This is a genomic window from Myroides sp. LJL115 (assembly GCF_054871665.1).
The window spans coordinates 57385-78843 of sequence record NZ_JBTXLS010000009.1 but is presented as its reverse complement, the minus strand read 5'-3'; the positions used below and the strand labels follow the sequence as shown (position 1 = coordinate 78843).

Annotated in this window: 20 protein-coding genes and 2 tRNA genes; 13 read left to right on the top strand and 9 right to left on the bottom strand. The window is 32.2% G+C overall.

The window, feature by feature from the left end:
• Positions 1–775 precede the first annotated feature (775 nt).
• The 3 genes from ACYSNX_RS03985 to rseP form a co-directional block, all read right to left on the bottom strand.
• Positions 776–849, bottom strand: a tRNA-Asn gene (locus ACYSNX_RS03985).
• Between the two features lie 82 nt (positions 850–931).
• Positions 932–1005, bottom strand: a tRNA-Asn gene (locus tag ACYSNX_RS03980).
• Between the two features lie 86 nt (positions 1006–1091).
• Positions 1092–2438, bottom strand: coding sequence for an RIP metalloprotease RseP (gene rseP, locus ACYSNX_RS03975; RefSeq protein WP_461753398.1), 1347 nt, complete (start codon positions 2436–2438; stop codon positions 1092–1094).
• Between the two features lie 264 nt (positions 2439–2702).
• Between rseP and serS the strand changes: the two genes are divergently transcribed.
• The 5 genes from serS to ACYSNX_RS03950 all read left to right on the top strand — a co-directional run bounded on the left by serS (position 2703) and on the right by ACYSNX_RS03950 (position 7494).
• Entirely contained in the window at positions 2703–3974 is a 1272-nt protein-coding gene (gene serS / locus ACYSNX_RS03970) for a serine--tRNA ligase (protein WP_461753397.1), read from the top strand.
• A 104-nt stretch (positions 3975–4078) separates the two neighbouring features.
• Positions 4079–4390 (top strand): DUF4286 family protein, encoded by a 312-nt coding sequence (locus ACYSNX_RS03965; RefSeq protein ID WP_461753396.1) that lies wholly within the window; start codon positions 4079–4081, stop codon positions 4388–4390.
• 12 nt (positions 4391–4402) lie between these two features.
• Positions 4403–5191, top strand: coding sequence for a 16S rRNA (adenine(1518)-N(6)/adenine(1519)-N(6))-dimethyltransferase RsmA (gene rsmA / locus ACYSNX_RS03960; protein ID WP_461753395.1), 789 nt, complete (start codon positions 4403–4405; stop codon positions 5189–5191).
• The gene (mgtE, locus tag ACYSNX_RS03955; protein WP_461753394.1) at positions 5172–6524 is read left to right on the top strand and encodes a magnesium transporter; all 1353 of its coding nucleotides are present in this window, start codon (positions 5172–5174) and stop codon (positions 6522–6524) included. Before rsmA ends, mgtE begins: the two co-directional genes overlap by 20 nt.
• A gap of 25 nt (positions 6525–6549) precedes the next feature.
• Positions 6550–7494, top strand: a complete 945-nt coding sequence (locus ACYSNX_RS03950) for a 2-hydroxyacid dehydrogenase (protein ID WP_461753393.1) — start codon at positions 6550–6552, stop codon at positions 7492–7494.
• A 43-nt stretch (positions 7495–7537) separates the two neighbouring features.
• Here ACYSNX_RS03950 and ACYSNX_RS03945 read toward each other — a convergent pair whose 3' ends face one another.
• Positions 7538–9343 (bottom strand): GNAT family N-acyltransferase, encoded by a 1806-nt coding sequence (locus ACYSNX_RS03945; RefSeq protein WP_461753392.1) that lies wholly within the window; start codon positions 9341–9343, stop codon positions 7538–7540.
• A gap of 192 nt (positions 9344–9535) precedes the next feature.
• Between ACYSNX_RS03945 and ACYSNX_RS03940 the strand changes: the two genes are divergently transcribed.
• The 3 genes from ACYSNX_RS03940 to ACYSNX_RS03930 all read left to right on the top strand — a co-directional run bounded on the left by ACYSNX_RS03940 (position 9536) and on the right by ACYSNX_RS03930 (position 12661).
• Complete coding sequence (locus tag ACYSNX_RS03940) at positions 9536–10300, top strand: exodeoxyribonuclease III (RefSeq protein WP_461753391.1); 765 nt, start codon at positions 9536–9538, stop codon at positions 10298–10300.
• Between the two features lie 12 nt (positions 10301–10312).
• Positions 10313–11221: an OmpA family protein gene (locus ACYSNX_RS03935; RefSeq protein WP_461753390.1), complete on the top strand. Its 909-nt coding sequence runs from the start codon at positions 10313–10315 to the stop codon at positions 11219–11221.
• Positions 11222–11329: 108 nt separating this feature from the next.
• Positions 11330–12661, top strand: a complete 1332-nt coding sequence (locus tag ACYSNX_RS03930) for a mechanosensitive ion channel family protein (RefSeq protein ID WP_461753389.1) — start codon at positions 11330–11332, stop codon at positions 12659–12661.
• A 46-nt stretch (positions 12662–12707) separates the two neighbouring features.
• On the opposite strand, the gene xseB is transcribed toward ACYSNX_RS03930, so the two are convergent.
• Positions 12708–12902 (bottom strand): exodeoxyribonuclease VII small subunit, encoded by a 195-nt coding sequence (gene xseB / locus ACYSNX_RS03925; RefSeq protein ID WP_461753388.1) that lies wholly within the window; start codon positions 12900–12902, stop codon positions 12708–12710.
• A complete protein-coding gene (gene xseA / locus ACYSNX_RS03920; protein ID WP_461753387.1) occupies positions 12863–14353 on the bottom strand; it encodes an exodeoxyribonuclease VII large subunit in 1491 nt (496 codons plus the stop codon). Before xseA ends, xseB begins: the two co-directional genes overlap by 40 nt.
• Before the next feature lie 159 nt (positions 14354–14512).
• Between xseA and dut the strand changes: the two genes are divergently transcribed.
• From dut to ACYSNX_RS03895, 5 genes are all read left to right on the top strand, one after another.
• Entirely contained in the window at positions 14513–14950 is a 438-nt protein-coding gene (dut, locus tag ACYSNX_RS03915) for a dUTP diphosphatase (protein ID WP_461753386.1), read from the top strand.
• A 19-nt stretch (positions 14951–14969) separates the two neighbouring features.
• Positions 14970–15980, top strand: coding sequence for a sugar phosphate nucleotidyltransferase (locus tag ACYSNX_RS03910; protein WP_461753385.1), 1011 nt, complete (start codon positions 14970–14972; stop codon positions 15978–15980).
• Positions 15981–16060: 80 nt separating this feature from the next.
• Entirely contained in the window at positions 16061–16846 is a 786-nt protein-coding gene (locus ACYSNX_RS03905) for a DUF4292 domain-containing protein (RefSeq protein ID WP_461753384.1), read from the top strand.
• A gap of 10 nt (positions 16847–16856) precedes the next feature.
• Positions 16857–18092: a murein hydrolase activator EnvC family protein gene (locus ACYSNX_RS03900; RefSeq protein WP_461753383.1), complete on the top strand. Its 1236-nt coding sequence runs from the start codon at positions 16857–16859 to the stop codon at positions 18090–18092.
• 12 nt (positions 18093–18104) lie between these two features.
• Complete coding sequence (locus tag ACYSNX_RS03895; RefSeq protein ID WP_461753382.1) at positions 18105–18638, top strand: 3-hydroxyanthranilate 3,4-dioxygenase; 534 nt, start codon at positions 18105–18107, stop codon at positions 18636–18638.
• Positions 18639–18855: 217 nt separating this feature from the next.
• Here the strand turns inward: ACYSNX_RS03895 and ACYSNX_RS03890 are convergent, their stop codons facing one another.
• Genes ACYSNX_RS03890 through ACYSNX_RS03880 form a run of 3 tightly spaced genes read right to left on the bottom strand, consistent with a single transcriptional unit; the run spans position 18856 to position 21332 of the window.
• Positions 18856–19413 (bottom strand): DUF3575 domain-containing protein, encoded by a 558-nt coding sequence (locus tag ACYSNX_RS03890; RefSeq protein ID WP_461753381.1) that lies wholly within the window; start codon positions 19411–19413, stop codon positions 18856–18858.
• A gap of 43 nt (positions 19414–19456) precedes the next feature.
• Entirely contained in the window at positions 19457–20185 is a 729-nt protein-coding gene (locus tag ACYSNX_RS03885) for a metallophosphoesterase family protein (RefSeq protein WP_461753380.1), read from the bottom strand.
• Entirely contained in the window at positions 20178–21332 is a 1155-nt protein-coding gene (locus tag ACYSNX_RS03880; protein WP_461753379.1) for a DUF5929 domain-containing protein, read from the bottom strand. Before ACYSNX_RS03880 ends, ACYSNX_RS03885 begins: the two co-directional genes overlap by 8 nt.
• Positions 21333–21459 lie beyond the last annotated feature (127 nt).

Here is a 21459-nt window from a genome sequence, read left to right as displayed (position 1 = left end):
TTAAATTAGATATATAAATCAAATCTTGCGATTTGCCTTACTCTTTGTTAAATTTTGCTGTCAATCCAATATGTCTATGAACGTGTCTTCAATGTTGCGCTTATCTCTCAAAGCGGTTGCAAAAGTAATACTTTATTTTAAACTACCAAAGAAATTTCGAAAATTTTCATTCTTTAATTTCTTGCCAGCCCTCGTATTTCCTAAAGCGGACTGCAAAGATACCACCTTATTTTTTCATTATCCAAATTTATTTTTCTTAAAATTTCTTTAATGTTTTTAAAGGTAACTTTACTTCTTGTTGTGTAAGATCGTCTTGCTTAATGCGGGTGCAAAAGTAGAAACTTATCCCTTACTTCCAAACTTTATACATGCTTTTTTTAACTCTTTTTTCAATAGAAAAACTAACTATTTATCATAGTGCGCTTTACCTTATTATTATTCTCTAAAAAACAAACACCCCTACTAAGTAGATAACCTTTCATAAACAATACAGTCAAAAAACCAACAACAAAGGCTTAAACAAAAGAACTACCTTTTTTATTATAAGTTACATTATATACACTCATATCTATGAAGAAGCAACGCTTCCACAGAATCTGTTAATACCAAAATAAAACACTTTAAAGCAATGTATAGAGGTGTTGGAGATAAAGCCTTTTTTTATTCAGAGTAACGCAACTTTTTGCTTAACCCCCAAGTTTTGTACCTACCCCACTTTCTTCCTTTCAGAAATGGGCAAAAAAAAAGCTAGACATTTCTGTCTAGCTTTGCTCTGCTCCCCCTCTTGGGCTCGAACCAAGGACCCTCTGATTAACAGTCAGATGCTCTAACCAACTGAGCTAAGGAGGAAGGTATTGTTCATCACCTTTTCTACAAAAAACTTTTGCAGAAAGTATATCATCCAAATCACTAAATCAAATTTAGTTTTTTGCTCCCCCTCTTGGGCTCGAACCAAGGACCCTCTGATTAACAGTCAGATGCTCTAACCAACTGAGCTAAGGAGGAAGGTGATGTTTTACCTTTATTGCGATGCAAATATAATATCATTTTTTATTTCTGCAAACACAAATACCATTTTTTTTAATTATTTTTTAATTACTGAAGATTGCCCTGTATATATCGTTACCATTAGCATACACCAACAAACCTATAAGTATAAAGAAACCAACCATTTGTGCGTTTTCTAAAAATTTATCACTTGGTTTTCTACCAGTAATCATTTCGTACAATAAAAACATAACATGTCCTCCATCAAGAGCCGGAATAGGTAATAAGTTCATTACTCCAAGCATTATTGAGAACATTGCAGTGATATTCCAGAACACTTCCCAAGACCAATACTGCGGAAAAATGTCATACATTGTTTTAAAACCACCTAAACCTTTATAAGCTCCTGTCTCAGGTTGAACAATTTTCTTTAATTGACTAAAGTAACTAAGGATACGTTCCTTTCCTTTTTCTATTCCAATAGGGATAGATGCTAATAAGCTATATTTCTCTTTACTTATAGTATAAAGTCCTAATTTCTCTAGATTATCTAAAGTTAATCCAGGCATATAATAAAGGTTAAGTTTTCCCTCAGAATCTATATTAGCCATTACTTCAACGGAATTTCCTTCACGTTGAACAAGAACAGGTACCTCACTTGCTTTATATTGCTCTAGTATTGGTCCCACTTGATCGTAAAACTCTACAGTTTGACCATTAATTTGAGTAATAACATCTTTTTCTTGGAACACTCCCTCATTTATAGACCCTGGTTCAATAGCTCCTACAATAAAAGGTAAACGAAGACTTACAAATCCACCACCTTTATTTTGCATTACTTGGTCGATTAAATCTACTGGTAGCTGAATCTCTTTTTGCACACCATCCCTTTGTACAATAACATTATGACCTAATAGTAAAGCCTCATTAATATTGTGAAAACGATCAATCTGCTTTCCATCCACCGAGATAATATTATCCCCTGTTTGTAAACCAGCCTCTAAAAGCACTGGACTTTGAATAACTACACCATGTTCTATATCTTTATTGTCAATATATAAGTCTCCATAGGCATATACCATACCTATATATATAACAAATGCTAAAATAAAGTTTACTGTAACCCCACCAAGCATGATAATTAATCTTTGCCAAGCTGGTTTAGATCGAAACTCCCAAGGTTGAGGCTCACCAGCTAGTTGGTCAGTATCCATACTTTCGTCTACCATTCCAGCAATTTTCACATAGCCACCTAAAGGCAACCATCCAATACCGTACACAGTATCCCCAATCTTTTTCTTAAATAAAGAAAACTTAATATCGAAGAAGAGATAAAACTTCTCTACCCTAGTCTTGAAAATCTTAGCAGGTATAAAGTGCCCTAATTCATGTAAAATGATTAATAAGGACAAGCTCAAAATAAATTGAGATAATTTAATTAGTATATCCATTGTTTTTTGTTACTTTCTTTTTCTAATGTCGACAAAAATAAAGCATTACTTTTAGTATTTCCTATTTTTTTTGGGGAACATTAGCTTTTTAAGTTTTGTTTATCAACCAAAAGACCATATCCAAAGTTTAAAAGCTTGAATAAAACATGTTTTATTCAACCATAGAGCCTCATATTATACAAATTTTAAAACCTAAACAAGAAAATCTCTCAAAATAGAAAACATTTTTCTAACTTTGCTCTAATAATTAATTTTTTATAAAATATGTTACAGATAGCTTTTATTAGAGAGAATCAAGAGCAAGTAGTCAAAGCTTTGGCTAAAAGAAATCTTGATGTTGCCGATTTGCTAAAGGAAGTGCTGGAGTTAGACGAAAGAAGACGCAGTACACAAGTTGAGTTAGATAGTGTTTTAGCAGAATCCAACAAGCTATCCAAAAGTATTGGAGAATTGATGAAAAATGGAGAGAAGGAAAAAGCAGAAGAAATCAAAGAAACTACTTCAAGCCTTCGTGAAAAGAGTAAACAATTAAATGAAGAGTTAAATAATATTACTGCATCTTTAACGGAGAAGATGTATACCTTACCTAATACACCAACAGATATTGTTCCTGCTGGTAAAGATGCAGAAGACAACCTAAATGTACACCAATGGGGAGAGATTCCTACACTACATGAAGGAGCTCAACCACACTGGGAGTTAGCTAAGAAATATGATATAATCGATTTTGAATTAGGAAATAAAATTACAGGAGCTGGTTTCCCTGTATATAAGGACAAAGGTGCAAGACTTCAAAGAGCTTTAATCAGCTACTTTTTAGACAAAAACACTCAAGCTGGATACAAAGAATACCAAGTACCTCATTTAATTAATGAAGCTTCTGGAATCGGAACGGGACAGCTACCAGATAAAGAAGGACAAATGTACCACTGTACGGTAGATGATTTATACTTAATTCCTACTGCCGAAGTACCAGTTACTAACTTATTCCGCGATGTTATCTTACAAGAGAGTGAGTTACCAGTATTATGTACAGCCTATACACCTTGTTTTAGAAGAGAAGCTGGTTCTTATGGAGCACACGTAAGAGGATTAAACCGTTTACACCAATTTGATAAAGTAGAAATTGTTAGAATTGAAAAACCTGAAAATTCTTACAAAGCTTTAGATACAATGGTAGAACATATTAAAGGTATATTAGAGGAATTAAAACTTCCTTATAGAATTCTTAGACTTTGTGGTGGGGATATGGGATTCACTTCTGCTCTTACTTATGACTTCGAGGTATTTTCTACAGCTCAAGATAGATGGTTAGAAATTAGTTCGGTATCTAACTTTGAAACTTTCCAAGCAAATCGTTTAAAACTTCGTTTTAAAGATAAAGAAGGAAAGAATCAATTAGCACATACCTTAAATGGAAGTTCACTTGCTTTACCAAGGGTATTAGCAGGTATTTTAGAAAACTACCAAACTCCTGAAGGAATTGTAATACCTGAGGCATTACGTCCATATACAGGATTTGATATCATAGACTAAATATCCAAATTTCATATAGTATAAAGCACCAAACCGAAAAAATTTCATTTGGTGCTTTTTTTTTCTTTGCTAGTTATTAGCTTAATACTTAAATCAAACTAAAGATGATTATATATAATATAACAGTTAATATTCATGAAAATGTACATGATGCGTGGTTAGATTGGACTAAAAACACTTTTATCCCTGCTATGTTAGACACCAAGAAATTTACTAAAGCTAGATTGGTAAAAGTACTAGTGGAAGAGGAAATGGGTGGAACTACGTATTCTCTACAATTTGAATCTCCATCAAAAGATCACCTTGAAGAATACTACCAAAAACATCATGACCAATTTGAAAATCAAGCAAGAGCTCTATTTGGAGAATTAATGCTTACATTCAAAACAGAATTAGAACTAATAAGTGAATTTTAATAGAATAGGAACATGGATAAAGTAAGAGCTAAAAAGCATTTAGGACAACACTTCCTAACCGATGAGAATGTTGCTAAAAGAATTGCAGATACTCTAACACTAAATGGATATAATAAGGTTTTAGAAATAGGCCCTGGAATGGGAGTATTAACCAAATATATCTTAGATAAGCCAGTAGAAACTTTTGTAGTTGAAATTGATACTGAATCAGTAGAGTATTTGGGTAAGCACTACGAGAAACTCCATGATCATATTTTTGCGAAAGACTTTCTGAAGTTTGACATAACTACTGCCTTTAATAGAGAACAATTTGCAGTTATTGGTAACTTCCCTTATAATATTTCTACCCAAATTGTTTTCAGGGCTCTGGAGTTAAGAGAATTTGTTTGTGAGTTCTCTGGTATGTTCCAAAAAGAAGTTGCTGAACGTATTTGTGAGAAAAAAGGAAGTAAAACCTATGGGATACTATCGGTTTTATGTCAAGCTTTTTATGACGTTGAATACCTTTTTACCGTGTCAGAACATGTTTTCAACCCACCTCCTAAAGTTAAATCTGGGGTAATGCGAATGATTCGCAAGCCTAATTTCACTTTACCATGTGATGAAAAGTTGTTTTTTCAAGTAGTAAAAACTTCTTTCAATCAAAGAAGAAAAACTCTAAGAAATAGCTTAAAAAGCTTTAACTTATCGGATGAGATTAAATCTCAAGAAATCTTCAACCTACGTCCTGAACAATTAAGTTATGAAGATTTTATCCAAATAACCTTAAAAATACAAGACAATGGAGTTCAAAATCAGTAGAGAATCAATTCAAGAATTTGAAGATTTAATTGCTGAAAAAAAGGATAAAGAGCTACACGAGAGCTTAAAAGATATTCACTATGCGGATATTGCTGAAATAATGAATGAACTCGATTCAGAGGATGCATTATATATTTTCAACTTATTAGATAGTGAAGTAACCGCCGAAATTCTATTAGAATTAGACGAAGATGTTAGGGAGAAAATTTTAAAGACCCTTTCTCCTAAAGAAATTGCAGAGGAATTAGATGAACTAGATACCGATGATGCTGCAGATATTATTTCTGAACTTCCTCAAGACAGAAAAGAAGAAGTCCTTTCTGAACTTGAAGATTTAGACCACGCCAAAGATATTGTTGATTTACTTCGCTATGACGAAGATTCCGCAGGTGGACTAATGGCAAAAGAATATGTATCAGTGAATGAAAACTGGACTGTTTTAACTTGTGTAAAAGAAATGAGAAAACAGGCCGAAAATGTTTCACGCGTACATTCCATCTATGTTTTAGATGATTTTGGTAAACTAAAAGGACGCTTATCTTTAAAAGATTTACTTACCACTTCTACCACAGCACATATTAGTGAGGTATATATACCAACTGTAGATTATGTAAAGGTAGACACTAAAGACGTAGAAGTAGCACGTATAATGCAAAAATATGACTTAGAAGCAATTCCAGTTGTGGATGAAATGGGTAGACTAGTTGGACGTATTACAATTGATGACATTGTTGACGTTATTAAGGAAGAAGCTGATAAAGATTACCAATTAGCTGCTGGTATTTCCAAAGACGTAGAAGCGGATGATGGTATTTTAGATCTAACTAGAGCTAGGTTACCTTGGTTAATATTGGCTATGATAGGAGGTTTTATTGCAGTAAATGTAGCTAGAAGCTTTGAAGATGCTATGGACAGCTTTGGAGTCCTTTTCTTTTTCACACCCTTAATTGCTGCAATGGCTGGAAATGTGGGGGTTCAATCTTCAGCTATTATTGTACAAGGTTTAGCTAATAATACTATTTCAGGCTCTATTTGGTCACGCCTTGGAAAAGAAGTCTCTTTGAGTTTATTAAATGGTTTTTTCTTAGCCATTTTAATGATGGTAGGAAGTCACTTTTTACTAGGGGTAGATTATATTATTGGTATTACCGTATCTGTATCTTTGATTAGTGTAATTATTATAGCAAGTTTGATAGGTACCTTTGTTCCTATACTACTAAATAAATATGGTATAGATCCAGCACTAGCAACTGGACCTTTTATTACTACAAGTAATGATATCTTTGGAATTTTAATTTACTTTTCCATTGCTAAATCTATTTTAGGCTTTTAAATTTTTAATGTAAATTTATTCATATATGCATAAAAAAATACTTCATATAGATTCTAATCATCCCTTAATGCTAGAAGAGTTAAGCAAAATGGGGTTTGAAAACGACCAAGACTATACAGCTTCAAAACAAGAAATAGAAAAAAAAATACATCTATATACGGGAATAGTAATTAGAAGTAGATTTTCAATCGACAAAGATTTTATAGATAAAGCAACAAATTTAAAATTTATTGCAAGAGTAGGTGCTGGTTTAGAAAATATAGATGTAGACTATGCGAAATTTAAAGGCATAGAATTATTTAATGCACCTGAAGGAAATCGAACGGCAGTAGCAGAACATGCAATTGGAATGCTATTAAATTTAATGAACAAACTTAGTGATGTTGATCAACAAGTTCGTCAAGGAAAATGGATTAGAGAAGGCAATAGAGGCTTCGAGATAGAAGGAAAAACAGTAGGGATAATAGGTTATGGTCATATGGGAAAGGCTTTTGCAAAACGACTACAAGGTTTTGATTGCCGTGTTATCTTTTATGATATAAAAGATAATCTGTCAGATCAAAATGCCACTGAGGTTAGTTTAGAACAGTTATTAAACGAAGTGGACATTGTAAGTTTACATACCCCACAGACTCCTCAAACCATTAATCTTATTAATAAAGATTTCTTTAATAGCTTGAAAAAGCCAATTTGGTTTATCAATACAGCTAGAGGAAAATCAGTAAATACACAAGACTTAGTACAAGCTTTAGAAAGTAAAAAGGTATTAGGAGCAGCCCTTGATGTATTAGAGTATGAAAAATCATCCTTTGAAAATATGTTTTCAGATAAAGAACTTCCACTACCCTTTCAATATCTTTTAAAATCTCCAAATGTGCTTCTATCCCCTCATATTGCAGGATGGACAATAGAAAGCAAAGAGAAGTTAGCCCAGACTATAGTGGATAAAATTAGATTGTACTATTCATAAAATAATAAAAACACCTTGTAGTACAAGGTGTTTTTTTTTATATCTATTCCTGCTTATTTTGTCTTTCAATTTCTGCTTCAAATTCTTCCATCACTGGCTTAACAGTACTATCGGGTAAATCTGAAATCTTGATGTACATTAAACCATCAATCGCATTATTGAATAATGGGTCTACATTAAAAGCTATGACTTTTGCATTTTGCTTTATGTACTTTTTTATTAAAACAGGTACACGAAGCTTCCCTGGTTCAATATCTTCAATTATTTTATCAAATTTATTCAAATCTGACTCGGTCTCATTGAATATCAAATCCTTTTCGTTATCTTTTAGATTTACTTTATAAGCCATCTTTGGGGTAACATACTGAGCAATATAAGGATCAAAATAATGAGATCGCATAAATTCAATCATCAGTGACTTAGAAAAATCCGAAAATTGGTTACTTATACTTACTCCACCAATTAAATACTTATGCTCTGGATAACGAAGAGTAGTATGTACAATACCTTTCCATAATAAAAACAATGGCATTGGCTTTTGCTGGTACTCTTTAATTATAAAGGCACGTCCCATTTCGATGGATTCGGATAACATTGGGTAAAGCTCTGATTCAAAACGGAATAATTCGTTTAGATAAAATCCATTAATACCATACTTCTTATATATCTCTGCTCCTAATCCCATACGATAAGCCCCACAAATCTGCTTATGTTGGGTATCCCACAAAAACATATGATGGTAATAATTATCATAGCTATCTAAATCCAAGGAGTTATTGGTTCCCTCTCCTACTTGTCGGAAAGTTATTTCACGTAGGCGACCAATTTCCCTCATTATAGTTGGTATTTTATCTGCCTTACATAAGAAAACTTCGTAATTTTTACTCTCTAGCAAACGAGAATTCCCTTCTCTAAGGCTATTTACTTCTTGAAGAATTAAATCCGAAGAGCTTGGTTCTGCAATATCTTTAATTGTTTTAGGTAACTTAAAACTAAAAGATGGAACTTTGATCCACTTTTTATCATCTCCTTTATAGGCATTAGATAATAAATAAGTTTTAAAACGTAAAAAGTTACCGTAGTCCTTTAGGTCATAATGCTCATTTTGCTCTTCCACTGAAATTGGTCTACCGATCCTAATTTTAATCACCCTGTTTTTCTGGGTCAATAATTCGGAAGGTAATTTGGCTGTGCGCAAAGTTGGATTAATTTGAGATAAAAAATAAAACAACTTACTATTTTGAGCGTGAAAATAAATCGGTATAACTGGAACATTGGCTTTTTTTATAAGCTTAATAGCTCCTTCTTCCCATGGTTTATCTACGATTAATTCATCATCTTTATAAGTGGAAACTTCACCAGCAGGAAAAATACCTAAAGGTTTTCCATCACTTAAATGTCTTAAAGTGTCCTTTAGTCCGATTACACTAGACTTTAAATCTTTATTACTTTCAAAAGGATTTACTGGCATTATATAAGGCTTTAAAGGCTCTATTCGATGCAATAAAAAATTGGCTACAATCTTAAATTCTGGATCGTGCTCTAGCATTAACTTTAGAAGTAAAATACCATCGATGCCCCCTAATGGGTGATTTGAAATAGTAATATAAGGCCCCTTCTTAGGTAAACGCTTTAATTCTTCAGGGTCGATTTCAAATTCGATTTGAAATTCTTCTAAAATAGCATTTAAAAATTCTAAATTATCTAAATGTTTATTTCGATCATATATTTTATTTAAAGTGCTTATTTTCAACGCTTTCATTAACATCCAACCAGATAATGTACCTAAAAATCCGTACTTATCTAGATTAATTGCTTTTGCTACTTCTTTAGCCGTTACTAACCCCATTCATATTAAAATTAAGTAACACAAATATACTAAAAACTTTAGCTACAACCTTTATTTTTAATTCAACAAAAAAGCTGGTTTTTCCAAAGGATTCATCACAAAATAAATATTGTATTAAAACCACCTTAACATAACAGACTTTAAGTTATATTTTTTATATTTTTGAGCAAACAATAAAAAACAAACAATAAAATGAAAATTATTTCCTACAATGTAAATGGAATTAGAGCTGCAATAAAAAAAGGCTTATTAGAATGGTTAGTAGAAGAAGATGCTGATATTATTTGTTTGCAAGAAATAAAAGCCAAACCAGAACAAATACCCACAGATTTAATATCCAAGGCAGGTTATGAGCACCAATATTATTTTAGTGCTGACAAAGCAGGATATAGTGGAGTAGCAATATTGTGTAAAACCAAACCTAACAATGTAGTTTACGGAACAGGCATTGATTTTATGGATTTTGAGGGAAGAAACCTAAGAGTAGATTATGATACTTTTTCAGTAATGTCCCTATACTTACCATCTGCTAGTAATATTGCTAGACTTGATTTCAAATACCAATATATGGACGCATTTTTCGACTATATAAATGAATTAAAAAAAGAAATACCAAACTTAATCATCTGTGGGGACTACAATATATGTCACCAAGCCATTGATATTCACGATCCTATTAGGAATGCGAAAAACTCGGGTTTCCTACCAGAAGAAAGAGCTTGGCTAGACAAATTTATCAATCATGGCTTTATTGATAGCTTCCGTATGTTTAATAAAGAGCCTCACCAATATAGCTGGTGGACTTATAGAGCAAACGCGCGTAACAACAATAAAGGATGGAGAATTGATTATAATATGGTAGCACAGCCAATGCAAGAGCGTATAGTGCATGCATGCATACTTCCTTCTGTTATGCATTCAGATCATTGCCCAATTGCAGTTCAAATTAAACCTTAAAAAATCAACAGCATGAGAATTAAATATTTAGCCTTAAGTTTAGTATGTATTACCTTTCTTTCCTCTTGTGTAACACGAAAGTTATATAACGAACTAGATAGTCAGTTAAAAGAAGCGCAACTAGAAAATCAAAAACTAGATTATGACCTTCAGTTATTAAATAGTTCCAATAATGATCTAGAAAAAATAAAAAGAGATTTAGCAGCTCAGTTAAAAGAATTACAGCAAGAGAGACTAAACTTAAATGCTGAAATCGCCGCTGCAAAAAATCGTTTAAAAGACTTAGAAATGTCTTACACTAATTTAGAAAAGTATTCCCAAGAGTCTTTAGAGGCAGAGGCAGCTAGATTAGCTAAAGCGAAAAGCGATTTAGAACAAAAATCAAAACGCGTAGAAGACCTAGAAAGTATCATCGAGGCAAACGATCTTCAAATGCGCCTTTTACGTGATAATTTATCCGCTGCATTAAATGATTTCGAAGGACGAGGGCTTACCATTGAACAAAAGAATGGGCGAGTATACGTTTCTATGGAGAATAAACTGTTATTTAAATCCGGTAGTTGGTCTATCAACACAGAAGGTCAAAAGGCTATAGAAGAACTAAGTAAAGTATTAGCTCAAAATCCTGATATTACTGTAGTAATCGAAGGACATACGGATAATGATAAAATTTTAGGTAACTTAGGGGAAGGTGTTAAAACAAACTGGGACCTTTCTTCAAAGCGAGCGCTTACTATTGTAGAAATTATCGCTAAAAATGAACAAGTAGATAAAAAGAATTTAACTGCAGCAGCTAGAAGTCAATATGCCCCTATTGCCGAGAATACTACAACAGAAGGCAAAGCAAAAAACAGACGTATCGAAGTTATTCTAACGCCAAACTTGGACAAAATAAATCAAATGCTACAAAACATTAATTAGAAAGTCCTTGTTTAAAGTATTATTTTTATTCCTATACCTAATAAGTAATTATTAGGTATAATTTATTCTATCTTTTAATAAACTAAAAAGAGCTAAGCTACTAATTATATGTCTACGCCATTACTTTCAACTTTACAAATAAACGAACTGGTGGACCCAACAGAGTTCAACAAAATCTACTATTGGTTTTTTGAAAGTTTATCCTTTTTACAACTATCTAAATATGAAACCCAGGTAGTTGCAACCATTATTCTACTATTGTCTTTTACCTTTTTCATGCTTGTTTTAGATTACGTATTAAAAAACATCATCATAAGTATAGTTAAGAAATTCGCTGCAAAAACAAAAACGCAATTTGACGATATCTTAGTAAAGAACAAAGTACTTGATAATCTTACCCACTTAATACCCATTACCCTTGCTAGGATACTATTTCCAATAATATTCACAGGATTTAAAAGCTTAACCCATTTTACAATTGTAATTACAAATATCTTTTTCATTATAGCTGTAACTGCAATGCTACGCTCTATAATAAAAAGTATTAGAGATTATGCTAAAACAAATCCAAAACTAGCAGATAAGCCAATTGATAGTTATTCCCAAGTTGCAACCATTATAATATATTCCTTTGCGGTAATTATTATATTCTCTAGTATCACAGGTAAAGATCTTAATACTTTCTTCGCCTCTATTGGAGCTGCTTCTGCCATTTTAATGCTTATTTTCAAAGACACCATTATGGGCTTTGTAGCGAGTATTCAAGTTTCTACCAACGACATGGTTAGAGTGGGAGATTGGATAGAAATGGCTAAGTTTGGAGCTGATGGTACAGTATTAGAAATAAACCTAAGTACTGTAAAAGTGCAGAATTTTGATAAAACAATTACAACCATTCCTACCTACTTACTTATTAGTGACTCCTTTAAAAACTATAGAGGAATGCAAAATTCAGGTGGTAGAAGGATAAAACGCAGCATAAATATTAAGATTTCATCTATCCGATTCTTAGAAGAAAATGAAATTGAGCAATTAAAGAAAATTCAAATCCTTAAACCTTATATAGAGGAAAGGCAACAGGAAATTGAGAAATATAATGCAGACACACATGCAGATCAATCCATGCCTGTTAATGGTAGGAGAATTACCAATATTGGATTATTTCGAGCTTATGTTTTACGCTATGTCCAACAAAATCCTAATATTCACAAAGAATATTTTATCATGGTTCGACATCTACAACCCACACCACATGGATTGCCATTAGAACTTTATATGTTTACCAATAGTACTTTATGGCTGTTTTATGAAAATGTAATGGCCGATATTTTTGATCATGTCTTAGCAGCAGTAGATTACTTCCATTTAGAAGTATTCGAATTGCCTTCTTCGGATGATGTAAGGGATTTTACACAAAGAACCCAGAACAACTTTTCTTAAAATAAACTACAAGAGGTTAGCGCTATGGCTAACCTCTTGTAGTTTATTACATCTCTAACTTGTCAATAATCTGATCTACTTTCTTTTCAGTGTCCATTAGTTTTTTCTTGCAAAACGTAATCAACTCTGAGGCCCTCTCTACTTTAGTAGCTAATTCATCTATGCCAACCTGATCCTCTTTAAGTTGACCTAGAATTAGTTCTAATTCTCTTGAGGCTTTTTCATAAGTAAGTTCTTCCATAATATCGTCTCTTTAAAATCTTTAATGGTAATTAAATAGGCTTTATCTAAGATTTGGATTTCTAAAACATCTCCTATTTTTAAAACAGTATCTTTCGTTAATATTTTATTATTCAATCGAACAATAGAAAAGCCCTTTTTAAGAACACTTTCTAAATCATAAGCTTGTAGCATTTGGTTAATTTGATCTTGCTGTATTTGATTTTTCTTCAATATACTCTTGGCATAGAACCCCAATAATTCCTGTTGGTTAGTTAACTGATATTCTGCGGATTTTCTAGTACTACTAGTAAACAAAGCTATATTAGAGCTTTTTTGTATTAAGTACTGCAGTTGCTCTGTACAAGCAGCTTTCGCAATACTGCCTACCTGTTGAGCAATAGATTCTAAAGAAATAGTTTGTTTAAAAAAAGGTTCTCTTACCATCAAAGATAGTTGACTTTGCAAAGAATTTATCTGGGACATTTTCTTTATTGTAGTAGATTTCCCTAAATTAGATAAGGTAAGGGCTCTTTGAGAAATTAAAAAGTTTTGCTGTTCCTTAATACTACCATAGTACTGCTTAATTTGAAAAAACAAATCTTTCATTTTAATCCAGTATTTAAAATTTCTCTCCACAATAAATGCACCTGCAGCACTTGGAGTTTTAAAAGAATGGTTAGCGACAAAATCTACCACACTTGTATCGGTTTGATGTCCAATAGCGGTAAAAACAGGCGTGTGAAAGGTAGCAATACACTTAGAAAGAGCTAAATTATTAAATACATCTAAATCCATAGCTGCTCCTCCTCCTCTTAATAAAACTACCACATCATAGTGATCTTTTTTTATACTATGCAGCTTTTCCAAGATTTCCAGATGAGCTCTATCTCCTTGTACTTTTGTATCATAACTGCTAATAGAAAAGTAAAAGCTATACTCGTTTGTTTCTAATTGATTGATAAAATCCATATACCCAGCAGAATTCACCGAGGCTAATACAGCTATCTTTTGAATAACCACTGGTAGGGGAACTTGTTTATTTAAATCAATTAACCCTTGTTGTTGCAAGGTTAATATAGCTTGTTGTTTTTTACGTTCTACTTCTCCTAAAGAAAAACTCAAATCAATATCTAAAATATTGATAGATAATCCGTAAATAGGACTAAAAATAACTTCGCCCAAACACAATATTTGAGCGCCCTCTTTAAGAATACTATCTTTTTTTTCTCCTAGATTATCCTCAATAGCTAAAGCAGATTGCCTCCATATTGTAGCCCTAGCCTTTGCTAATGTAACACCTTGTTTATTCTCTACTAGCTCCAAATAATAGTGTCCGCGTCTATCTTTTTTTAATTGAGCTACTTCCACCTTCAACCAAAAGGTCTTACCAGAAATAGAAGAATCAAAGATTTCCTTTACTCGATTGAGTATAACATCTAATGAGAACCACTTAGGTTGTTTTTCTTCCATAGCATAAAGTTAACAAAACAAAAATACGAACTCTAGCTTGAAAACAGCTAAATACACCAACTTAAAGCGTAAAAACAATATAATTTTCATTACAAGGGCATAACTCTTTTTAGTTGCTTATATCTTTTTTATATTTGTTAGATATTTAATTCTCAACTTATGACAGCAGTAAAAATAATTAATAAATCACAACACCCACTGCCAAATTATCAAACTTCACAGTCCGCAGGAATGGATCTTAGAGCAAACTTGGCGGAAGCAGTTACATTAGGTCCATTAGAAAGAGCTATTATTCCAACGGGATTATACTTAGAGTTACCTGAAGGTTATGAAGCACAGATAAGACCTAGAAGTGGTTTAGCTGCTAAACATGGAATTACTCTTTTAAATTCACCAGGTACAATTGATGCAGATTATCGTGGTGAAATTGGTGTGATTCTTGTAAACCTATCCAAAGACTCATTTACTATTGAAAATGGGGAAAGAATTGCCCAAATGGTTATTGCAACTTTTGAGCAAGCTACTTGGGTACCAGTAGAAGAATTAAGCCAAACTCAAAGAGGAGAAGGTGGATTCGGAAGTACTGGTGTAAAATAAATACTAAAAAAATTACAAAATGAAAATAATCGTACCAATGGCAGGAAGAGGATCTAGATTACGTCCTCATACTTTAACTGTTCCTAAGCCATTAATTCCTATTGCAGGAAAGCCAATAGTGCACCACTTAGTACAAGATATTGCAAAAGTTTTAAATGACCCAATTGATGAAATCGCTTTTATTATCCATGAAAGCTTTGGAAAGCAAATAGAAGAAGATTTAATCAAAATAGCAAATGACTTAGGAGCTAAAGGTACTATATGCTACCAAAATGAAGCATTAGGTACAGCTCATGCTATCCTTTGTGCTAAAGAAGCAATGGTAGGCCCAATTGTTGTTGCTTATGCGGACACTTTATTTAGAGCAGACTTTAATTTGGATACACAAGCAGATAGTGTAATTTGGGTACAACAAGTAGAGGATCCTAGTGCATTTGGAGTTGTTCAACTCAATGAACAAAACCAAATCGTAGATTTTGTTGAAAAACCAAAAGACTTTGTTTCTGATTTAGCCATAATTGGTATCTACTATTTTAAAAGTGGAGAAAACCTAAGAGGTGAATTAGAGTACCTTTTAGATAATAACATTATAAAAAGTGGGGAATACCAATTAACTGATGCACTTGAAAACATGAAGTTAAAAGGCAAAATCTTTGTTCCTGGTAAAGTTGACCATTGGATGGATTGTGGAAATAAAGATGCAACAGTGGATACAAATAACAGAATGTTAGAGTTCTTAGAAAAAGAAAATCGAAATTATATCTCTAAAGATATCCAATTGGAAAATAGTACTATTATTGCTCCATGTTACATTGGAGATAATGTAGTTCTAATTAACTCTACTATTGGTCCAAATGTTTCTCTTGGTGAAAACACTAAAATTAAAAACTCAACGATTAAAAATAGTTTAATTCAAACTAACTCTACCATTAGCAATGCTACTTTAGACAATGCAATGATTGGAAATCATGTGAATTATAACGCACAACACTCTGATATAAGTATAGGAGATTACAGCGTTCTTAAATAAGAAATTCTTAAATCCGTTTTAAAATTATTTGAAACGGATTTTTTTTAGCTATATTTCATGGTAAATAAAATGTAAGAAAAATGCAAAAGAAAATAATTTTCTTTCTTTTTTGCCTAACCTTATTGGCTAGCTGTAAAAAAGATAAAGCTATATACGATATTGCTGAAAAAGATGCTACTCATAATAAAACTGCCTTAAAAGTTTTGAATGAACATGCTAAAAATGCACAAGCATTTGATACAGCATTAATTAGAACGACTGCCAACTATCAACAAGATGGAACTAAGAACCAGAAATTCACTCTTGATATAGCCATTGAGAAGGATAGAAATATCCTACTTGATATTCGTTTTCTTGGTTTTCCAGTTGCTAAAGCTTTAATCAATCCAGATCAAATTCAATACTATGATAAAATTAATAAGGTATACTTCGATGGGGATTATTCCATATTAAATACATGGTTAGGAACGGAGCTTAATTTTAATCGCCTTCAAAATATTTTCTTAGGACAAGTTCTAGATAGCTATAATAAACAAGAAGTACTCCAATCCTCTATTGAAAAAGGATGGCATAAGGTATCTTCTATAGAAGATAATGGTAATGCATCGAATTACTTCTTTGAAGATAAAAACGCATTACTTAAAAAAGAACAAATAATAGAACCAGAAAATCAGAGAATCGTTACTATTAATTATGATTCTTATAAGAAAATTGGAAAATATACTGCTCCAAATCAAATTAATATACAAGCACAACAAGAAAAAGTTATAAATTTGGACCTACGTTACGACAAAGTTTCTTTTAATGAACAAATTAACTTACACTATAATGTTCCTAAAGGATATACGCGTATAACTTTCAATTAAGTCTATTTTCATGAGATCCATTTATATTACTCTAGTTCTTAGTTTATGTACTCTTGGGGTTTATGCTCAACAAACCCAAGCTCAACTTGAGCGCAAAAAGCAACAGATCTTAATTGAAATTAAGTCTGTACAAAAGCTATTGCAGGTAGAGCAGACTAAGGAAAGAAATATATTATCAGAAATCCAAGAGTACAATCGCAAGATTTCTCTAAATCAAGCTTTGATTAAGAATGTTCAGCAGCAAATACAAGCAACAAATAGAACCATTAATCAAAAGCAAGCTGAAATCACTAAACTGCAAAAAGAAATTGAAGTTTTAAAACAAGACTATGCCCAAATTATAGTAAAAAGCTATCAAAGTAAATCTAATCAAAGTAAGTTGATGTATATTTTGTCTTCGGATAACTTTTTACAAGCTTATAAAAGGGTGCAATATTTAAAACAATATGCTCAATATAGAAATGAGCAGGCCATTGAATTACAAGAAAAGGCTAAAGTATTGGATCTAGCTATTGCTGATTTAGAAAAGCAGAAAGTTAAACAAAGAGCACTTTTAGCAGAGCAACAAAAAAGTCAAAAGGCTTTAGAGGATGATTTAGGTAAACAAAAAGAGCTAATCGCTTTGGTGAAAAAAGACCAAAAAACCTATAATGCCCAAATTGTTGAAAAGCAAAAGCAAACCGATCAAATTGATAGACAAATCAAAAAGTTAATTCAAGAAGCCATTGCATTAGCAAATAAAAAGGCAAGAGAAGCAGCAGGAAAATCTACAACTAGCACTTCTACTGCCAAAGCAACCTTTGAATTAACTCCAGAGGGAAAAATAGAGGCTAGTAACTTTAAAGCCAATAAAGGTAGACTACCTTGGCCAGTGGAAAAAGGATATGTTTCTCTTGGTTATGGAGACCAGCCTCACCATACCCAAAAACACCTAACTATCCACAACAGTGGTTTAGAAATTTCAACTGAACCTGGTTCTAAAGCAAGAGCTGTTTTCCAAGGAGAGGTACTTCAAGTACAAGTTTTATCTGGTGGAAATAAAGCTGTTTTAATTCAGCATGGGGACTATATTACAGTTTACCAAAATTTGAACCAAGTTTGGGTAAGCCCTGGACAAAAAGTAACCTTAAAACAAGATATTGGAACTATTAACACAAATAGTTCAGGTAAAACAATTTTAAAATTCTTATTAACTCATAATACGGATATTAATAATCCACAATTATGGTTAACTCGAAGCAATTAGTTTTTATAAAATATGACAGTAAAACCGGCATTTAATATTTATAAATGGATTGAAGAAAACAAGCATTTATTACAGCCACCAGTGGGGAACAAAAATATTTACCCTCTTTCAGATGATTATATTGTAATGGTTGTTGGTGGCCCAAATGCCCGCAAAGATTTTCATTATAATGAATCCGAAGAATTTTTCTTTCAACTTCAGGGAACAATCTATATTGACATACAAGAAAACAACCAGCGTAAAAGAATTACCCTTGAAGCGGGAGATATCTTTCTACTTCCACCCAAGATGCCTCATTTACCTATTCGAACAAAAGATTCTGTAGGTCTAGTGGTAGAGCAAAAAAGAAAAGCAGCCAATAGTAAGGATGGTTTAATATGGTATTGTGAAAATTGTAATGAGAAACTCTATGAAGTATATTTTGTATTAGAAGATATAGAGACAGATTTTTTAAAGCATTTTGAAACATTTTATAATTCTTTAGAATTAAGAACATGTAAATCTTGTCACACTGTCTTACAAGCCGATAAAAAACATACCAAATAAATTATATAAAGGACAAAAAATGGACCTATTTCATAAAGGCTACTTCGCTGTCATTCAGAAGTAATTTATTAGGTATAGTTTATATTTCAGATTAAATAATTAAATTATACTAAGTAAAATACGATATTTATTAAACAAAAAAGGGGATGTCTCCAATTGTGAGACATCCCCTTTTTTGTATTTAAAGAGAAACTACATGCATAGATGTATTTTCTTATTAAAATCTATATCCTAAATTTAATCCAGCATTAAACTCAATTGCTGAAAAACGATCATTTACTTTTGAGCTAAAGTTACGTGCAATACTTGCAAATGGACTAATGGTAAAAGAGTCTCCAAGTGCCCATTTATACCCTACTCCAATACCAAAAATAAAACTATCCATATCTGTTTTTACACGAATATTTTGATCTAAAGTGGTATCGAACTTATTTTCCTTAAAGTTACCAAACCTGTACTTAACAAAAGGACTTATCACATAACCGCTACCATTAGCTCCTGTTTTCCCTCCAAAATAATAGTTGTAGTTAAAAGCAAGACTACTTGTCTTAAACTTTTGGTCTTTACTATCTCTTTCTGAATGATAAGAAAAACGATCATTTATGATTAAGTCAGCGCCAATACTTTGATTATGGTCTATAAAATGCTCATAACCTAGTTCAACAGATCCTAAAACAATAACGTTTAATACATTTACCTTTACTTCATTTAGTGCTTGTGAAAAACCACTAAATGAACACCCTACTAAGAGAAGTCCTAGAATAATTCTTTTCATATTTTTTCAATTTGTTGTAAAGATAATAATTTCTGTTTTATGACTAATTCCTCCCTATCTCATTTGGGTATAAACTTACCAAAGAATCGCTCTGCCAATACTCTTTACTTTCGACATTCAAAATAGATACACAGCCTTTAAAAGCAGCTCCTGTATCCATATTCCAAACATTTGCACGATTAGTTGGGCTTGTAAAGCCAACATTTGTAACAGGCGTGTGTCCTATGTATATTTCATGGTAAAGCTTAAGTCTTTGGGGGTAAAAAGGGTCCGTATGGGTTAAGCTAATATCAAGACTTAAAACCATTTCCCAAAGCGTTCTATCCCATAACAGATTTTCTTGAAAAAATTCTGCCTCTACTCCACGCAGGTTTGTAAACCCTCCGTGTACAAATAATCTATTTTGATCATCCTTGTAATAATACTTTAAATTGTGAAAGAATTGAAGTTGTTTTTCCATTGTAACGGGATCTAAGTTCTCATAACTTTCTATGGTGCTCATGCCTCCGTGTTTTTCCCAAAGGACATTTCTTTCTTTTGTACTAAGCCAATCTAAAAATAAACCTTCATGATTACCTTTTAAAAATATACAAATATTGGTCTTATCTAATTCTAATAATAAATCTATCACCTGTGGACTCTGGCTCCATCCATCTACATAATCCCCTAAAAAAATCAGCTTGTCTTCAGGGGTAACTTCTGCCCTTTGCAAAACTTGGACTAAAGCTTTGTAACCTCCGTGTATATCTCCAATAACTAATGTTCTACTCATTTTCAATTTCCTTTTCATATTTCAGTTTACGCAAAATACGCATTACTTCTTTAAAGTCCTTAAATAGGGTCGGATCTTTATGTTTCTTCAAATAATCTTTTATACTTAAAAGATCTTCTTTGGCTTTATCCATTCCATTGAGATAACACAGCATTAGGTTAAAACACAACTTAGAGAGTCCTTTCTCTTCTTTGGAAGTTAAACTTACCGACTGAGCTATTTTAGTAATAATCTTAAGGCAACTTTGATAAATATGTCTTAGAATATTTATGTTATAAGTTGGAGCTTCAAAAAGCATTGTGTGCTCCATAGTATAGGTTCCATTATCTAAAAAATTTATGGCTACTTCCATAAAGGGATAAAAACTAGTTTTATCATTTAAACCTAGATTTAAATACTCTGTTATAACAAATTCATCTTGGTTATAAAAAAGAGTCACCGAATCTAAATCAGAGTAGAATAATTTAATTTGCTCATTGATAAAAGAAATATCCATGCGAGAATAAAAGGTGGTACCTTTGACCATGGTCTTATTACCAGCCCAACAAATAACGAATTGTTCTTTGAAAACTTCGTATTTTGGTTTCATATCTTTATGGGTTACTGTCACAAAATTAACCACACTTTGAAGAGTTGTCTGAAGATTATTCCATGAGTTCTTCTCAATACTAGATACCATTGCTGAATTATCTTGAACAGCACTTGCCTCAGCATTGGGCACAGAAGTACTTCCTATACGATAAAAGTAGGTGCCCCTAGTTATAATAGATATTGTTCTTTTAAAACTGGTCAAACCAGATTTAGGACCAATAGTAACTAATCCTATAACTTTATCTTGGGACAAAGAGTCAAAAGAAACATTATCATACGTTATAGTAGGTGGGTTATCTAAATACGCATTGACCAAATTCTGAATTTTACTATCATCATAAAAATCTACACCAATTATAGAATTTTCCTTATCTTCAATCCCAACTAAAAGGTAAGCATTATTCAAGGGATTTGAATTAGATAGTGCACAAATGTGCTTCAAAAACTTTGCTTTTCCATTTGCAGTATGAAGATTTAATTGCCTTTTCTTATCATAAAAGCTATTCTCATCATAGTATGCCAGGATGTTTTTTATAAGTAGGCGTTTATTAATCACAACTAACTAATTTTTAGTACTTAAAAATAGTAAAAAGAAAAATATAAATCAGTGTTAATTGAGTATTTAAAACTATATATTTAACCATATTTTAACAACTTTGTATGGAATAATTTTCCAATTTGCG

Coding starts and splice junctions, on each gene's coding strand:
- rseP (WP_461753398.1), bottom strand. CDS start 2,438: ATGGATATACTAATTAAATTATCTCAATTTATTTTGAGCTTGTCCTTA.
- serS (WP_461753397.1), top strand. CDS start 2,703: ATGTTACAGATAGCTTTTATTAGAGAGAATCAAGAGCAAGTAGTCAAA.
- ACYSNX_RS03965 (WP_461753396.1), top strand. CDS start 4,079: ATGATTATATATAATATAACAGTTAATATTCATGAAAATGTACATGAT.
- rsmA (WP_461753395.1), top strand. CDS start 4,403: ATGGATAAAGTAAGAGCTAAAAAGCATTTAGGACAACACTTCCTAACC.
- mgtE (WP_461753394.1), top strand. CDS start 5,172: ATGGAGTTCAAAATCAGTAGAGAATCAATTCAAGAATTTGAAGATTTA.
- ACYSNX_RS03950 (WP_461753393.1), top strand. CDS start 6,550: ATGCATAAAAAAATACTTCATATAGATTCTAATCATCCCTTAATGCTA.
- ACYSNX_RS03945 (WP_461753392.1), bottom strand. CDS start 9,343: ATGGGGTTAGTAACGGCTAAAGAAGTAGCAAAAGCAATTAATCTAGAT.
- ACYSNX_RS03940 (WP_461753391.1), top strand. CDS start 9,536: ATGAAAATTATTTCCTACAATGTAAATGGAATTAGAGCTGCAATAAAA.
- ACYSNX_RS03935 (WP_461753390.1), top strand. CDS start 10,313: ATGAGAATTAAATATTTAGCCTTAAGTTTAGTATGTATTACCTTTCTT.
- ACYSNX_RS03930 (WP_461753389.1), top strand. CDS start 11,330: ATGTCTACGCCATTACTTTCAACTTTACAAATAAACGAACTGGTGGAC.
- xseB (WP_461753388.1), bottom strand. CDS start 12,902: ATGGAAGAACTTACTTATGAAAAAGCCTCAAGAGAATTAGAACTAATT.
- xseA (WP_461753387.1), bottom strand. CDS start 14,353: ATGGAAGAAAAACAACCTAAGTGGTTCTCATTAGATGTTATACTCAAT.
- dut (WP_461753386.1), top strand. CDS start 14,513: ATGACAGCAGTAAAAATAATTAATAAATCACAACACCCACTGCCAAAT.
- ACYSNX_RS03910 (WP_461753385.1), top strand. CDS start 14,970: ATGAAAATAATCGTACCAATGGCAGGAAGAGGATCTAGATTACGTCCT.
- ACYSNX_RS03905 (WP_461753384.1), top strand. CDS start 16,061: ATGCAAAAGAAAATAATTTTCTTTCTTTTTTGCCTAACCTTATTGGCT.
- ACYSNX_RS03900 (WP_461753383.1), top strand. CDS start 16,857: ATGAGATCCATTTATATTACTCTAGTTCTTAGTTTATGTACTCTTGGG.
- ACYSNX_RS03895 (WP_461753382.1), top strand. CDS start 18,105: ATGACAGTAAAACCGGCATTTAATATTTATAAATGGATTGAAGAAAAC.
- ACYSNX_RS03890 (WP_461753381.1), bottom strand. CDS start 19,413: ATGAAAAGAATTATTCTAGGACTTCTCTTAGTAGGGTGTTCATTTAGT.
- ACYSNX_RS03885 (WP_461753380.1), bottom strand. CDS start 20,185: ATGAGTAGAACATTAGTTATTGGAGATATACACGGAGGTTACAAAGCT.